The 15,040-nt window shown below is 60.3% G+C and carries 12 protein-coding genes, 3 tRNA genes and 1 riboswitch (1 of these 16 cut by a window edge); of the genes, 1 reads left to right on the top strand and 14 read right to left on the bottom strand.

Going from position 1 to position 15,040, the window contains the following annotated elements:
- The 7 genes from QK296_RS25845 to ltaE all read right to left on the bottom strand — a co-directional run.
- Nucleotides 1–54, bottom strand: a tRNA-Arg gene (locus QK296_RS25845) (it extends 123 nt beyond the left edge of the window).
- 72 nt (nucleotides 55–126) lie between these two features.
- Nucleotides 127–203 (bottom strand) — tRNA-Arg (locus QK296_RS25840).
- Between the two features lie 108 nt (nucleotides 204–311).
- Nucleotides 312–402 (bottom strand) — tRNA-Ser (locus tag QK296_RS25835).
- Nucleotides 403–464: 62 nt separating this feature from the next.
- Entirely contained in the window at nucleotides 465–653 is a 189-nt protein-coding gene (csrA, locus tag QK296_RS25830; RefSeq protein ID WP_003175645.1) for a carbon storage regulator CsrA, read from the bottom strand.
- Between the two features lie 174 nt (nucleotides 654–827).
- The gene (locus QK296_RS25825) at nucleotides 828–2,069 is read right to left on the bottom strand and encodes an aspartate kinase (protein WP_003193595.1); all 1,242 of its coding nucleotides are present in this window, start codon (nucleotides 2,067–2,069) and stop codon (nucleotides 828–830) included.
- Between the two features lie 94 nt (nucleotides 2,070–2,163).
- Nucleotides 2,164–4,782, bottom strand: coding sequence for an alanine--tRNA ligase (gene alaS, locus QK296_RS25820; RefSeq protein WP_169857098.1), 2,619 nt, complete (start codon nucleotides 4,780–4,782; stop codon nucleotides 2,164–2,166).
- A 146-nt stretch (nucleotides 4,783–4,928) separates the two neighbouring features.
- Complete coding sequence (gene ltaE, locus QK296_RS25815; protein ID WP_034133576.1) at nucleotides 4,929–5,933, bottom strand: low-specificity L-threonine aldolase; 1,005 nt, start codon at nucleotides 5,931–5,933, stop codon at nucleotides 4,929–4,931.
- 190 nt (nucleotides 5,934–6,123) lie between these two features.
- Nucleotides 6,124–6,293, top strand: a riboswitch (FMN riboswitch).
- A gap of 97 nt (nucleotides 6,294–6,390) precedes the next feature.
- Here ltaE and QK296_RS25810 point away from each other — a divergent pair.
- Nucleotides 6,391–6,900, top strand: coding sequence for a 6,7-dimethyl-8-ribityllumazine synthase (locus QK296_RS25810; RefSeq protein WP_003193604.1), 510 nt, complete (start codon nucleotides 6,391–6,393; stop codon nucleotides 6,898–6,900).
- Between the two features lie 116 nt (nucleotides 6,901–7,016).
- Here the strand turns inward: QK296_RS25810 and astE are convergent, their stop codons facing one another.
- The 7 genes from astE to QK296_RS25775 all read right to left on the bottom strand — a co-directional run bounded on the left by astE (nucleotide 7,017) and on the right by QK296_RS25775 (nucleotide 14,878).
- A complete protein-coding gene (gene astE / locus QK296_RS25805) occupies nucleotides 7,017–8,021 on the bottom strand; it encodes a succinylglutamate desuccinylase (RefSeq protein WP_137203941.1) in 1,005 nt (334 codons plus the stop codon).
- 11 nt (nucleotides 8,022–8,032) lie between these two features.
- Nucleotides 8,033–8,320: a hypothetical protein gene (locus tag QK296_RS25800; protein ID WP_003175651.1), complete on the bottom strand. Its 288-nt coding sequence runs from the start codon at nucleotides 8,318–8,320 to the stop codon at nucleotides 8,033–8,035.
- Between the two features lie 26 nt (nucleotides 8,321–8,346).
- Nucleotides 8,347–9,693: an N-succinylarginine dihydrolase gene (astB, locus tag QK296_RS25795; RefSeq protein ID WP_003193608.1), complete on the bottom strand. Its 1,347-nt coding sequence runs from the start codon at nucleotides 9,691–9,693 to the stop codon at nucleotides 8,347–8,349.
- A gap of 189 nt (nucleotides 9,694–9,882) precedes the next feature.
- Entirely contained in the window at nucleotides 9,883–11,352 is a 1,470-nt protein-coding gene (gene astD, locus QK296_RS25790; RefSeq protein WP_169857103.1) for a succinylglutamate-semialdehyde dehydrogenase, read from the bottom strand.
- Nucleotides 11,349–12,374 (bottom strand): arginine N-succinyltransferase, encoded by a 1,026-nt coding sequence (astA, locus tag QK296_RS25785; RefSeq protein ID WP_003193612.1) that lies wholly within the window; start codon nucleotides 12,372–12,374, stop codon nucleotides 11,349–11,351. Before astA ends, astD begins: the two co-directional genes overlap by 4 nt.
- A gap of 51 nt (nucleotides 12,375–12,425) precedes the next feature.
- Entirely contained in the window at nucleotides 12,426–13,445 is a 1,020-nt protein-coding gene (aruF, locus tag QK296_RS25780; RefSeq protein WP_003175655.1) for an arginine/ornithine succinyltransferase subunit alpha, read from the bottom strand.
- Between the two features lie 212 nt (nucleotides 13,446–13,657).
- Nucleotides 13,658–14,878, bottom strand: coding sequence for an aspartate aminotransferase family protein (locus QK296_RS25775; RefSeq protein WP_003193615.1), 1,221 nt, complete (start codon nucleotides 14,876–14,878; stop codon nucleotides 13,658–13,660).
- Nucleotides 14,879–15,040 lie beyond the last annotated feature (162 nt).

Genomic DNA, 15,040 nt, shown 5'->3' with positions numbered 1-15,040 from the left:
CCTGTGACCGCTCGGTTCGTAGCCGAGTACTCTATCCAGCTGAGCTACGAGTGCAGATTGTGTTTTTAGACCAGATCACAACTGGTTGGAGCCAAGCTACCTGCATCGCTGCAACTAACTCTTAAATGGTGCACTCGACAGGATTCGAACCTGTGACCGCTCGGTTCGTAGCCGAGTACTCTATCCAGCTGAGCTACGAGTGCATTTGTTGCCGCGCATTATAGGCCGTTCAATCTCTATGTAAAGCTATTTTTTCGAGTATTTTCAACAACTTACCGAAAAAACCAGATTGCAACGTACTAAGCAAATAATGGCGGAGAACGGGGGATTCGAACCCCCGACACCCTTTTGAGGTGTACTCCCTTAGCAGGGGAGCGCCTTCGGCCACTCGGCCAGCTCTCCGCAACACGGGGCGTATATTAACCACGTTCCTCCCCGTTTGCAAACATAAAAAACGATAAAAATTAAAGGCTTGGTTCTTCGTCCTTCTCTTTCTTGATCCGCAGGTAGATTTCCTCGCGGTGGACCGCCACCTCTTTCGGAGCATTAACCCCAATACGTACTTGATTGCCTTTGACGCCGAGCACGGTCACGGTGATTTCGCCATCACCGATAATCAGGCTTTCTGCGCAACGACGAGTCAGAATCAGCATACCTTTCACCTCACGCATTTCAGTTCAGGAACAACAGTCTGCAAAAAAAAAGCATTCAACCTACAACCAAAAGGTCGTAGCCCTACTCGCTAAGTATTGTCGAGCCCATGCAAAAGACCATGTACCCCACAAAAAAATGAAAGGCGCGGTAAACCGCGCCTTCCTGGCAACGCATTACTCGCCCTGTCGGGCCGGAGCATCCAGCTCAAAAGCTGTGTGCAGCGCGCGTACAGCCAGTTCCAGGTACTTCTCTTCGAGCACTACCGAGACTTTGATTTCCGAGGTGGAAATCATCTGGATGTTGATACCCTCCTTGGCAAGGGCCCCGAACATACGGCTGGCAACCCCAGCATGGGAACGCATGCCCACCCCTACGATCGACACCTTGGCAATCTTGGTATCGCCGACCACTTCACGGGCGCCAATTTCGCTCGCCGTGTTCTGCAGGATTTTCAATGCCGCATCGTATTCGTTGCGGTGCACAGTGAAGGTGAAATCGGTGGTGTTATCGTGCGAAACGTTCTGCACGATCATGTCGACTTCAACATTCGCATCGCTGACAGGGCCCAGAATCTTGAAAGCCACGCCCGGGGTGTCTGGCACGCCACGGATCGTCAGCTTGGCTTCATCGCGATTGAAAGCGATGCCGGAAATGATCGGCTGTTCCATGGATTCCTCTTCATCAATAGTAATGAGGGTGCCCGGACCCTCCTTGAAGCTGTGCAATACGCGCAGCGGAACGTTGTACTTGCCGGCGAACTCCACCGCGCGAATCTGCAATACCTTGGAACCAAGGCTGGCCATTTCCAGCATTTCTTCAAAGGTGATCTTGTCCAGGCGCTGGGCCACTGGCACCACGCGTGGATCAGTGGTGTAGACGCCATCCACATCGGTATAGATCTGGCATTCGTCAGCCTTGAGCGCTGCCGCCAGGGCCACACCGGTGGTGTCCGAACCGCCACGACCGAGCGTGGTGATGTTGCCGTGTTCATCCACGCCCTGGAAACCCGCTACAACTACCACGCGCCCTGCTTTCAGATCAGTACGAATTTTCTGATCATCAATTTGCAGGATCCGCGCCTTGGTATGTGCGCTGTCTGTAAGGATGCGCACCTGGCTACCAGTGTAGGACACCGCTGGCACGCCACGCTTGTTCAGCGCCATGGCCAACAGCGCAATGGTCACCTGCTCGCCCGTGGAGACGATCACATCCAGCTCACGCGGCAGCGGCTGTTGATCACCACTGATGGCCTTGGCCAGATCGATCAGGCGATTGGTCTCGCCACTCATGGCCGACAGCACCACTACCAGGTCATCACCGGCATCGCGGAACTTCTTAACCTTGTCGGCGACCTGCTCGATTCTTTCGACAGAACCGACCGAGGTGCCTCCAAATTTCTGTACGATCAAAGCCATTTCCAAGCCGCCTCAGCCCGTAAAGGGGCGCCTAATATCAATCCACCCGCACTGAACAAGCCCGTGACTAGACCACGGGCCGGTTAACAGTGCCTTAAATACCTGCCTCGACAAATGGCACGGTCAAGGCCAGCGCCGCGTCCAGGGCTGCGGCATCGACACCACCGCCTTGCGCCATGTCCGGACGACCACCGCCCTTGCCGCCTACTGTCGCAGCGGCCTGTTTCATCAATTCACCGGCTTTGAGTTGGCCAGTCAGGTCCTTGGTTACACCAGCAACCAGAACGACCTTATCCTCATGGACACTGCCGAGCAGGATCACTGCGCGGCCGAGCTTGTTCTTCAACTGATCGACCAAGGCCAACAGCGCCTTGCCATCCTGGCCGTCCAGGCGCGCTGCCAGGACTTTTACGTCCTTGACGTCCACCGCCGCGGCCGACAGGTCATCGCCCGCAGCGCTGGCCGCCTTGGCCTGCAACTGCTCCAGCTGTTTCTCCAGCGCACGGTTGCGCTCCAGCACGGCGGACAGCTTGTCGATCAGGTTGTCGCGGCTGCCCTTGACCAGGCCGGCCGCTTCCTTGAGTTGTTCTTCGGCGGCATTGAGGTAAGCCAGGGCCGCAGCACCGGTCACCGCTTCAATACGACGCACACCCGAGGCCACACCGCCTTCGCTGATGATCTTCAGCAGGCCGATATCGCCGGTGCGGTTGGCGTGGATGCCACCACACAGCTCTACCGAGAAGCTGCCGCCCATGCTCAGCACGCGGACTTCGTCGCCGTACTTCTCGCCAAACAGCGCCATGGCGCCTTTGTTCCTGGCGGTCTCGATATCGGTTTCTTCGGTTTCAACCGGGGTGTTCTTGCGAATCTCGGCGTTGACGATGTCTTCCAGAGCCTTGATCTGCTCAGGCTTGATCGCTTCAAAGTGGCTGAAGTCAAAACGCAGACGCTGGCTGTCCACCAACGAGCCTTTTTGCTGCACGTGCTCGCCCAGTACCTGGCGCAGTGCGGCATGCAGCAAGTGAGTCGCCGAGTGGTTCAACGCCGTGGCATGCCTTACGTCAGCGTCGACCTGGGTGTCTACCGGCGCACCCACGGTCAAGTTGCCCAGCACCAGCACACCGTGATGCAGGAAAGCCCCGCCGGTCTTGGTGGTGTCGCGCACGTCAAAACGACCGGATGTCGAGCTCAGGAAGCCGCAATCGCCAATCTGGCCACCCGACTCGGCATAGAACGGCGTCTGGTCCAGCACCACAACCGCCTCTTCACCCTCGCTCAACACGTCGACCGACTTACCGTCTTTATAGATGGCGACGATCTTGGCCGAGCCCGCAGTGGCCTTGTAGCCGGTGAACTCGGTCGGTACGTCAACCTTGACCAGGGTGTTGTAGTCCAGGCCAAAGGAGCTGGCCGAACGGGCCCGCACGCGCTGGGCTTCCATCTCACGCTCGAAACCGGCTTCGTCGACGGTCAACTCACGCTCGCGGGCGATGTCGGCAGTCAGGTCCATCGGGAAACCATAGGTGTCGTACAACTTGAACACCACATCACCCGGCACCACGGTGCCTTTGAGCTCAGCCAGGTCCTGTTCCAGAATCTTCAGGCCGTGCTCCAGGGTCTTGGAGAACTGCTCTTCTTCAGCCTTGAGCACCCGCTCGATGTTGCTTTGCTGTTGCTTGAGTTCCGGGAAGGCATCGCCCATCTCGGCAACCAGTGCGGCCACGATCTTGTAGAAGAAGCTGCCGGTAGCGCCCAGCTTGTTACCGTGGCGGCACGCGCGACGGATGATGCGACGCAGCACGTAGCCACGGCCTTCGTTGGACGGCAGCACGCCGTCGGCGATCAGGAAACCGCAGGAACGGATGTGGTCCGACACGACCTTGAGCGAAGACTGGCCTTCATTGGCACAGCCAATGGCCGCCGCCGAAGCGCTCAGCAGGTTGGTGAACAGGTCGATTTCGTAGTTGGAGTGAACGTGCTGCATCACCGCACTGATCCGCTCCAGGCCCATGCCGGTGTCCACCGACGGTGCCGGCAGCGGATGCAACACACCATCGGCGGTGCGGTTGAACTGCATGAACACGTTGTTCCAGATCTCGATGTAACGGTCGCCGTCTTCTTCTGGCGAGCCTGGCGGGCCACCCCAGATATCGTCGCCGTGATCGTAGAAAATCTCGGTGCACGGGCCGCAAGGGCCGGTATCGCCCATGGTCCAGAAGTTATCGGAGGCGTAAGGCGCACCTTTGTTGTCGCCGATACGGATCATGCGTTCGGCAGGTACACCGATTTGCTGGGTCCAGATGTCATACGCTTCATCGTCCGTCGCGTACACGGTGACCCAGAGTTTTTCCTTGGGCAGCTTCAGCACGCCGGTGAGGAAGGTCCAGGCGAACGTGATCGCGTCTTTCTTGAAATAGTCGCCGAAGCTGAAGTTACCCAGCATCTCGAAAAAGGTGTGGTGACGGGCGGTGTAGCCGACGTTTTCCAGGTCGCTGTTCTTGCCGCCGGCGCGTACGCACTTCTGGCTGCTGGTGGCGCGGGTGTAGGCGCGCTTTTCCTGGCCCAGGAAGCAGTCCTTGAACTGGTTCATCCCCGCGTTAGTGAACAGCAGGGTTGGGTCATTGCCTGGGATCAAGGAGCTGGAGGCTACACGGGTGTGACCTTGCTCTTCGAAGAAGCGAAGGAAGGCTTCACGGATTTCTGCGCTTTTCATTAGGTTCTTCCACGGAGGCTGCGGCCAAAGGCCAGTGCGCAACATCATCAGACGGAGCGACGGCAAAGGGCCGCATTATATCGGCCCTTTGCCGGTGGTACAGCGTGTTTATGTGATAGAAACAGTCAATTAGACGGCCTGCACTGTCATTTCTGCGAAAACGCGACGAATGTCTGCAGCACTTGCTCGATCTGCGCCCGGCTCACATCCAGATGGGTGACCATGCGCAAGCGCGGCGCGGCGCTCAACTTGACCCCACGCTCGGCCGCAAAGGCCTTCAGCGCCTGCGCCTGATCGCCTACCTGCACATACACCATATTGGTCTGCACCGGCTCGACGCTGTAGCCGGCCTTGCGTAACTCATCACCCAGCCATTGGGCGTTGGCATGGTCGTCAGCCAGGCGCTGCACTTGATGATCCAGCGCATACAGCCCCGCTGCCGCCAGGGAGCCGGCCTGGCGCATGCCGCCGCCGACCATCTTGCGCAAGCGCCGAGCCTTGGCGATCAGCGCCGTCGAGCCACACAGCACCGAGCCGACCGGCGCGCCGAGGCCCTTGGACAGGCACACCGACACCGAATCGAAATGCTGGGCGATTTCTCGCGCATCCACGCCCAGCTTGACCGCCGCGTTGTAGAGGCGCGCACCATCCAGGTGCAGGGCCAGGCCATGCTCGTGGGTAAATGCACGGGCCTTGGCCAGGTAATCCAGCGGCAGCACTTTGCCCTGCATGGTGTTTTCCAGCGCCAGCAGGCGTGTGCGGGCGAAGTGGAAGTCGTCGGGCTTGATGGCTTCAAGCACCTGGTTCAGATCAAGGGAGCCATCAGCTTGGACTTCCAGGGGCTGCGGCTGGATCGACCCCAGCACCGCCGCGCCGCCGCCTTCGTATTTGTAGGTGTGGGCCTGCTGGCCGACGATGTATTCCTCGCCGCGCTCACAGTGAGCCATCAACGCCAGCAGGTTGCTCATGGTGCCGGTGGGTACGAACAGCGCCGCGGCAAAGCCCAGGCGCTGGGCCAGTTCGGCCTCCAGGCGATTAACGCTGGGATCTTCGCCGTAAACATCATCGCCACTGACGGCGCTGGCCATCGCGTCGAGCATGCCGGGGGTGGGTTGGGTCACGGTGTCGCTGCGCAGGTCGATCACGGTCATCAAGGGGGCCTCTAACGGAATGGATAAGTCCTTTTGTGTGTGATTACTGCGGGCAAAGCCACGGAATATCAAGCCCCGATTACATTCATTCGAATACCAACCAAACAAACCGATATAAGTTATCGAGACGGCAACCGTGCAGTTTTTGAAAAACCATGTTAAAAACTCTGCGCCGCCAGGGTTCTGGCGGCAACGTTCTCAGGGCGGGGTGCAATTCCCCACCGGCGGTAATTGCACGCAATGTGCATAGCCCGCGAGCGCTTGGCGCCTCGAACTGCTCAGGCAGGACGGCGACAAGGTCAGCAGACCCGGTGTGATCCCGGGGCCGACGGTCATAGTCCGGATGAAGAGAGAACGGGATTGGCACCTAAGGGCCGCGCGCCTGTTTGCGCATGCGTACCCTTAAATCCCATTCGATTCATAACGCCCTGTTTTTTTCTTAAACAGGAGTCAGAACATGCAACCCACCGCAATCGACAGCAAAAGCAAAAACCATCACGGCGAGCGCGTCGCGTTTATCCAGGCCTGCTGGCACAAGGATATTGTCGACCAATCGCGCAAAGGCTTCCTCGCCGAAATGATCGCTCAGGGCTATCAGGAATCGGACATCGACTTCTTCGAAGTCGGCGGCGCCTTTGAAATGCCCCTGCACGCCAAGCTGCTGGCCAAGACCGGCCGCTACGCCGGCATCGTCGCTGCCGCGCTGGTGGTGGACGGTGGTATCTACCGCCACGAATTCGTCGCGCAATCGGTGGTCAGCGGCCTGATGCAAGTGCAGTTGGAGACTGAAGTGCCGGTGTTCTCGGTGTCCCTGACGCCGCATCACTTCCATGCCGGTAGCGAGCACACCACGTTCTTCTACGAGCACTTCGTGCACAAGGGCCAGGAAGCGGCGCGCACCTGCGCCGATACGCTGCACAAGGTGCGCGCGATCCGTCGTAGCGAGCCGCGTGCGGTAGCGGTCTAAATTCAGTGTGGGAGCTGGCTTGCCTGCGATGCAGACACCTGGGTGTATCAGTGATACCTAGGTGATGCTATCGCAGGCAAGCCAGCTCCCACATTGGACCGAGCCAGACTTGGCTCTCAGGCCAGGCCGGCATCCGTGGTGGGCACGATCAGTATCCCGGCGCGCAAGCCGTTCCTCACCTTAGGGTTGGGGAAGATAATGCGGGCGCCCTCCTCCTCGATCACCCAACGGGTCTTGGCCACGTCTTCGGCCAGCAGGTAGCCCCTTTCCAATTCCGAAAAGTTTTCCACATCTGCGGGCAGGTGCATCAGGAAGGCGTCGCTGTGCTTGATCACTTCCCGCGCAACGGCGAAGAGTTGCAGGCCGTCGAGGCTACCGGTCTCGGGCTCGTTGCCCTCGATGATCTGCTTCAGACGCGCTTCCAGGCGCGACACGTCCACACCGTCGTTCTGCCCGAACGGCCGGGCCTTGCCCAACTCCAGGGTGAACGCCTCGGCGCCGAGTTGCTCGTAGGTAAACGCGGTGAAGGTAATCGAGGTTTTGTTCTGCAGCAGCACCGCCTGCATGCCGGCCGCGTTCAAGCGCTCCAGCTCACGGCGCGAATGCTGTCGGTCTTGCTTCCACGGGTACAACGCGAACTGCTCGATTTTCGAACCACGAATCGCGGTATGCAGGTCGTAATGCAGGCGCGAGCGGCCAGGCTGGCTGAAAAAGCTGCGGGCCAATTGCTCAAGCTCGGCGGCGCGCATGGCTTCGGGGCCGATGTTTTGTTCATGACGGCCGTTGAACAGCCGGTTGACGTCCAGTTCGAGGTAACGCTCACCGCGGCGCATGGCCTCGGTATTACCGAACAGGAACAGAATACGGGTGCGGGGCTTGATCTCCCCACGGGCGATGCCATGCAACAGACGGTCGAGCAGTTCGATCGGCGCGGTTTCGTTGCCATGGATGCCGGACGACAGCAGCAAGTCGCTGCCGTTGTCCAAAGCTTCAGGAGGACGCACTTCAAGCGCGCCTTCGCTGAGCCAGCGCATCTGCACGCCGTCGACAGTCAGTTGAATTTTTTGCGCCGGTTCACGACCGGCGAGGGTCAGTTCAAGCAGTTTGCCGAGGGCGAGCATAAGCAGCTTCCTTAGTGGTTGCAGCCTGGGCCGTGGACGTGATCGTCGTCGTCACCTTCAACGTCGGCCGGTTCCATTTCCAGTTGCAGGCTCATCAGGTTGGTGGCCAATGGGCGCATCAGCAGGTTGGCGTACTCGGCGTCGCCTTCTTCTACGTCCACGCCAATCAGCAGTTGGCCGCGGCCATCGTGCTGGATCCAGATCTCCTTGCCCTGCCAGACCACGGCGACGCGGGTGCAGGAGGTTTCCAGCTGGGTGCCGTCGGTGTCTTCAAGGATGAGTTTCAGGGTGTCGGTCATAAATAAAATATCTCAGCCGTGTGGCATTAATTGATCTGGAAAGGATAAACCGAGCCCAGTTTAAGGATTTGCGTCAGTTCATCCAGTGCCGTCCGGCACTCAAGCAGTAACTGCGGGTCAGCCAGGTCGGTTTCGCGCAGGCTGTCGCGGTAGTGCTTGCCCACCCACTGGGTCAGGGTTTCGTACAACGGCGCGGTCATGATAACCCCTGGGTTCACGGCCGCCAGCTCGGTTTCGTTCAACGCCACACGCAGGCGCAGGCACGCCGGCCCGCCGCCGTTCTGCATGCTTTGCTTGAGGTCGAAGACCTTGACTTCGCGGATCAACCCGCCGGCAGCGGTCAAACCTTGCAGGTACTGCCACACACGCTCATTGGCGCGGCACTCTTCCGGCACGATCAGCAGCATCGAACCGTCAGGACGAGTCAGTAACTGGCTGTTGAACAGGTAGGAACGCACCGCGTCCTCGACACTGACCAACGCGCGGGGCACACACACCGATTGGAAGTTGCCGCCCAACTTGCCCAGCTTGCCGTGCAGTTCGGCGAGCATCTGTTCGGTGTTGAGGAACGCATCCTCGTGATAGAACAGCACTTCACCGTTGCCCACCGCGATCACATCGTTGTGGAACACACCCGCATCGATCACCGCCGGGTTCTGCTGGGCGTAGACCACACCGTCATCCTTCAAGCCATGCAGGCGCGCAACGGCCTGGGAGGCTTCGAGGGTCTGGCGCGCCGGGTACTTCTGCGGGGCCGGGTAACGAGGGTCGAAAGCACTACGGCCGAACACGAAAAACTCGACGCCCGCCTCGCCGTATTCACGGCAGAAACGGGTGTGGTTGGCCGCGCCTTCATCGCCAAACTGCGCCACGGCCGGCAAGGCGGCGTGGTGGGCGAAATGTTTGCCATCGGCGAACATCGCCCCCAGCACGCGGCTGGTGGTGGGGTGTTCGATGCTGCGGTGGTATTTGCAATTGAGGTTGGCGGCAGTGAAATGCACGCGACCGTCTGCGGTGTCGGCGCTTGGGCTGACGGTGGCGGCGTTGGCTACCCACATGCTGGAAGCCGAGCAGCTCGCTACCAGCAACGGCATGGCCTGCTTGGCCGCCTGCTCGATCACCTGGGCGTCGGTGCCGCTGAAACCCAAGCTGCGCAAGGCGGCCACATCCGGGCGTTCCTGGGGCGCCAATACACCTTGCACAAAACCCATGTCCATCAGGGCTTTCATTTTCTGCAGGCCCTGCAACGCCGCTTCCTTCGGGTTGGAAGACTGCTGGCTGTTGCTTTGGGACGCGACGTTGCCGAAGGACAAACCGCCGTAGTTATGGGTCGGCCCCACTAGACCGTCAAAATTGACTTCACAGGATTTCATCGGCGAGGCTCCACGAACATCTGTTTTTATAGGCATCAACTGCAGGTCTATATCTGTTAACCCGACCCAGTGTGGGAGCTGGCTTGCCTGCGATGCAGTCGACTCGGTCTTTCAGCCAAACCGAGGTGATGCCATCGCAGCGATGCGGCGATCCGACAAGCCAGCTCCCACATTAGATCGGTGTCACCCTTACTTCAGCGTTATGCCGGGGGTCAGCGTGGCTGGCACGACCAAGCTCGGCGTCTCCAGCGACGCCACCGGGTACGCGCAATAATCCGCCGCGTAATAGGCACTGGCGCGATGATTACCCGACGCCCCCACACCACCGAACGGCGCGGTACTGGCGGCGCCGGTCAGCTGTTTGTTCCAGTTGACGATACCGGCGCGGCTTTCCAGCCAGAACTGCTGGTAACGCGCCTCGGAGTCCGACAACAGGCCAGCGGCCAGGCCGTACTGGGTGTTGTTGGCCTCAGCGATGGCGCCGGCAAAATCCGCGTAGCGGATCACCTGCAACAACGGGCCAAACAGCTCTTCGTCTTCACGTTCCGTCACAGCGGTTACGTCGATGATGCCAGGGGTCAGCAATGCCGCCTGAGCCTGAGGCTGGGTCATCTCCAGCAGCGCCACGGCGCCATTGGCCAACATCAGTTCCTGGGCTTGCATCAGGGATTTGGCCGCAGCAAGGGAGATCACCGAGCCCATGAACGGCGCCGGTTGCTGGTCGAAAGCACCCACTTCAATGCTCGCACTCACCGCCACCAGGCGCGCCAGCAAGGCATCGCCCCAGGCGCCTTCAGGCACCAGCAAGCGGCGGGCACAGGTGCAACGCTGGCCTGCCGAGATAAACGCCGACTGGATGATGGTGTACACCGCCGCATCCACGTCGGCGACTTCGTCCACGACCAGCGGGTTATTACCGCCCATTTCCAGGGCCAGGATCTTGTCCGGGCGCCCTGAGAATTGCTGGTGCAAGTGGTTGCCGGTGCGGCTGGAACCAGTGAAGAACAGGCCGTCGATGCCTGGGTTGGCCGCCAGGGCGATGCCGGTTTCCCGCGCGCCTTGCAGCAGGTTCAGCACGCCCGCCGGCAACCCGGCTTCGACCCAGCACTGTACGGTCAGCTCGGCGACCTTGGGGGTCAGTTCGCTAGGTTTGAACAGCACGGTGTTACCCGCCAGCAACGCCGGGACGATGTGCCCATTGGGCAAGTGCCCAGGGAAATTGTAAGGGCCGAACACCGCCACCACACCGTGGGGTTTGTGGCGCAACACAGCGGTGGCGTCGCCCAGGAGGCCGCTCTTCTCGCCGGTACGTTCGCGGTAGCTTTGTACCGAGATCGCGATCTTGTTGGCCATGCTGGTAACTTCAGTGGCCGACTCCCACAGGGGCTTGCCGGTTTCTTCGCCAATGCAGCGGGCGATTTCATCGGCACGGCTTTTAAGCGTGGCGGCGAAGGTCTCCAGCACGCTGATGCGTTCTTCGAGCGGGCGCTTGGCCCACCCCGGGAATGCCTGGCGCGCAGCCTGCACGGCGGATTCGACCTGTTCGGCGCTGGCGCCATTGCCGGCCCACAGCACTTGCTGGGTCACCGGGTTGCGCGATTCAAACAGTTCACCCTGGCCAGCCAGCCAGCTACCTGCGATATACAGCGAATTCATTATTTCGACTCCCGAGCAGCAGACAACGCAACAGCACGCACTTGATCACCCACCACCAGTTGCAGGCGCTTGGCAGTCTGTGGATCGACCACCAGGGTGCCTGCCGCCAGCCGGGCCGGAGCGGCGGTGATACGGCATTCCTCGCGCTTGCGGTTATGGATCAGGAACGGCGTGGCATCGTCCCCCGGCGTGCCGATGGCCAACACCAGTGACTGGCTGTCGCGCACCGCACGGATCTTGCTGGTTTCACATTCCACCGCCGGGCCTGCGTCGAAAATATCCACATAGCCCTGGTAGCTGAAGCCTTCGCTCTTGAGCATGCTCAGGGCCGGCTCGGTGTCCGGGTGGACCTTGCCGATCACATTGCGCGCGTCTTCGGAGAGAAAGCAGCTGTACAGCGGAAACTTGGGCATCAGCTCAGCGATAAATGCCTTGTTGCCCACGCCGGTGAGGTAGTCGGCCTGGCTGAACTCCATCTTGAAGAAGTGCCGGCCCAGACTTTCCCAAAACGGCGAACGCCCGGCGTCGTTGGACACCCCGCGCATTTCGGCAATGATCTTGTTGCCGAACAGTTGCGGGAACTCGGCGATAAACAACATGCGCGCCTTGGCCAGCATGCGACCGTTAAGGCCGTTGCGGTAATCGGCGTGGAGGAACAACGAGCACAATTCGGAATTACCGGTGAGGTCGTTAGCCAGGAACAGCGTCGGAATCTCACGGTAGATATTCAGTTCCTGGGACGCGCTGACGGTCAGCCCCACCCGGAAGTTGTACCACGGCTCGCGCAGGCCAACGGCGCCAGCGATGGCAGAAATTCCCACCACGCGGCCTTCGTCGTTTTCCAGCACGAACAGGTAGTCGGCATCGCCGCGCCCGGCTTCGCCGCGAAAGGTTTTTTCTGCCCAGCCCACCCGGTGGGTCAGGCGCTCTTCGTTGGCCGGCAAGGTGGTAAGGCCGGTGCCAGTGCTGCGCGCCAGATCAATCAGGGCCGGTAAATCGCTGCTGCGTACGGGACGAACGATCATGCTATCTCCTCGAACGGGCCGCTGTTGTCAGCCACCCGCGAAACTCTCTTTTTAAACCGCAACCAGGCGCACGCTGGCGCCTTCGCCAACACCCAGCGCTTCGGCGGCCGCCAGGTCCAGGGTCACCGGTTTGCCGGGCGCGTAGTCCAGCTCCAGCATCACCGCACGGTAATCCTGCAACTGCGCGTTGCTCACCAGGTACTGGCGGCCAACGCCCTTGACCATCTCACCGATCTTCACCGGCACTACGCGGCTCTGGGCGATCGAGCGAATGCCCGAGACCCGGGCGTGCAGCGTCGGGCCACCGTCGAAGATGTCGATGTAATGGTCAGTTTCGAAGCCTTCACGCATGAGGATGTCGAAGGTGATTTGCGCACGCGGGTGCACCTGGCCCATGGCCTCTTGCGCTTCGTCCGGCAGCAGCGGCACGTAGATCGGATAGTGCGGCATCAGCTCGGCGAGGAAGGTACGGCTTTTCAGCCCGCACAGGCGCTCGGCGGCGGCGTAGTTGAGGTCGAAGAAGTTGCGGCCGATGGCATCCCAGAACGGCGAGTCACCGTTCTCGTCGCTGTAGCCGACAATCTCGGTCACCACCGAGTCGGCAAAGCGCTCGGGATGGCTGGCAACAAAAAGCAGGCGGCCACGGGAATTGAGTTCCGACCACGGCGAACCGACCAGTTCCGGCACCACATAGAAGCTGGTGAGCAGGCTGTTGCCGGTAAGGTCGTGGCACTGGGAAAGCACGTGGATCTTGTTGTGGATCTTCAGCTCGCGGGAGGCGTGCACGAAGGTTTCGTTACGAAAGCTGTAGAACGGCTCGGAGTAACCGGCCGAGGCAACGATAGCCGAGCAGCCGGCCAGCTTGCCGGTCTCGGTGTCTTCCAGCACGAAGAAATAGCTCTCTTCACCGTTGAAACTCACCTCGGCGGCGAAGGACGCTTCGCTGGCCGCGATCTTGTCACTCAGGCGTTCCACATCATCCGGCAAGGAGGTGACACCAATCGGGCTGTCCGCAGCCAGACGCTGTACCTCGCCCAGATCAGCCATTTGCGCGGGGCGCATCACCAGCATGGTGTCACTCCTTAACTCGAAAACTCACAGAGGAAAAAATGCCGGACACGGGCCCTGGATACACATCGGTCTCAATGTGTCAGCAGATCCATGTGGGAGCTGGCTTGCCTGCGATACAGGCAACTCGGTCTATCAACGGCACCGAGGTGATGCTATCGCAGGCAAGCCAGCTCCCACATTTGTTCAGGTCCGGCCAATAAAATGTGTCGCTATCAGGCTTGCGTCAACGTCTTCACAGCACGCTCAAAACGATCCAGGCCTTCGTTGATGTCCGCCTCTTCCACCACCAGGCTCGGTGCAAAACGCACCACGTCGGGGCCGGCTTGCAGGATCATCAAGTTCTCTTTCTCGGCCGCGTTGAACACGTCCTTGGCCTTGCCTTTGAACGCATCGCTCAACACGCAACCGATCAGCAGGCCCATGCCACGCACTTGGGTGAAGATGCCGTACTGCTTACCGATCTGCTCCAGGCGCGCCTTGAACAGGTCGTGCTTGGCATTCACACCCGCCAGCACTTCTGGGGTGTTGATCACGTCGATCACCGCTTCCGCTACCGCGCACGCCAGCGGGTTTCCGCCGTAGGTGGTGCCGTGGGTGCCGACCACCAGGTGCTTGGCCAAGTCTTCACGGGTAAGCATCGCCGCAATCGGGAAACCGCCGCCCAGGCTCTTGGCGCTGGTGAGGATGTCTGGCGTCACGCCGTAATGCTGGTAGGCAAACAGGTGGCCGGTGCGGCCCATGCCGGTTTGCACTTCGTCGAATACCAACAGTGCGTCGTGGGCGTCGCACAGCTCGCGAGCGCCTTGCAGGTAAGCCAGTTCGGCCGGCAATACACCGCCTTCGCCCTGGATCGGTTCCAGAACCACGGCGCAGGTCTTATCGGTCACCGCCGCCTTCAGCGCAGCCAGGTCGTTATAAGGAACGTGGGTGATGCCGGTGATTTTAGGCCCGAAACCATCGGAGTACTTCGACTGGCCACCGACGTTGACGGTGAACAGGGTACGACCGTGGAAGCTGTTCAGCGCGGCGATGATCTCGTACTTCTCGCTGCCAAAACGGTCGAACGCCACGCGACGGGCCAGCTTGAAGGCGGCCTCGTTGGCTTCGGCGCCAGAGTTGCAGAAGAACACGCGCTCGGCAAAGGTGGCGTCGATCAGTTTGTGGGCCAGGCGCAAGGCCGGCTCGTTGGTGAACACGTTGGAGACATGCCACAGCGTGTTGGCCTGTTCGGTCAGTGCCCCCACCAGCGCCGGGTGCGCGTGGCCCAATACGTTGACCGCGATGCCGCCGGCAAAGTCGATCAGCTCGCGACCGGCCTGGTCCCATACGCGCGAACCTGCGCCACGCACGGGGATAAAGGCAGCAGGTGCGTAGTTGGGCACCATCACTTGGTCGAAATCGGCACGTTGCACCGGGGCTTGCTCAACGGACATCGGAGTCTCCTGAAGAGGAACGCCTGCCTGGAACTGGCAAGCGATGCAGGGATTGTAAGGACAGTTTTCAGCGCCACCTTGTCGCCAAGCGACAACTTCTTATAGCGCCAACCCCGGTTTTAGGCGGGTTTACGGCAATGCGACATATTGCGTCGCAATGGC

Origin of the sequence: Pseudomonas sp. AL10 (assembly GCF_029960685.1) — a bacterium.
Classification (GTDB): Bacteria; Pseudomonadota; Gammaproteobacteria; order Pseudomonadales; family Pseudomonadaceae; genus Aquipseudomonas; species Aquipseudomonas lactis.
The sequence above is the reverse complement of the archived record's forward strand: the minus strand, read 5'-3'. Positions and strand labels throughout refer to the sequence as shown.